The sequence below is a fragment of the Pollutimonas rozaliensis genome, assembly GCF_048751585.1.
Classification (GTDB): domain Bacteria; phylum Pseudomonadota; class Gammaproteobacteria; order Burkholderiales; family Burkholderiaceae_B.
In genome coordinates this window covers 1-264 of the sequence record NZ_JAZHOB010000168.1, presented here as the reverse complement: position 1 = coordinate 264, position 264 = coordinate 1, and the positions used below count along the sequence as shown (strand labels likewise).

The 264-nt window shown below is 67.8% G+C and carries 1 protein-coding gene; it reads right to left on the bottom strand.

The window, feature by feature from the left end; all coding sequences use genetic code 11:
• Window positions 1-264 (bottom strand): DUF349 domain-containing protein (locus tag V0R37_RS22425; RefSeq protein ID WP_420376599.1); only part of this gene is annotated, 264 nt, incomplete at both ends.

The window sequence follows — 264 nt, the reverse complement described above, 5'->3', positions numbered from 1 at the left end:
AATTCGGCGAACACCTTCTCACCCACATGGCCGGCATCGCGCCAGCGGTCGGCGAACTGATGCAGCGCGCGGTTGTGCGCCTTCAGATCGGCGGCGCCGGCGTGCTCCGCCGCCCAGGCCTTGACCTCCTCGATCAGCGCGACGCGCAGCGCGCGATGCTCGGCAGCATCGGCACGAACCTTCTCGAGCCAGGCCTCGACCACCTTGTGGGCTTCGTTGCAGGCTTCGTCGAAACGCTTCCAGAGCGCATGGTTCGGCACGCCG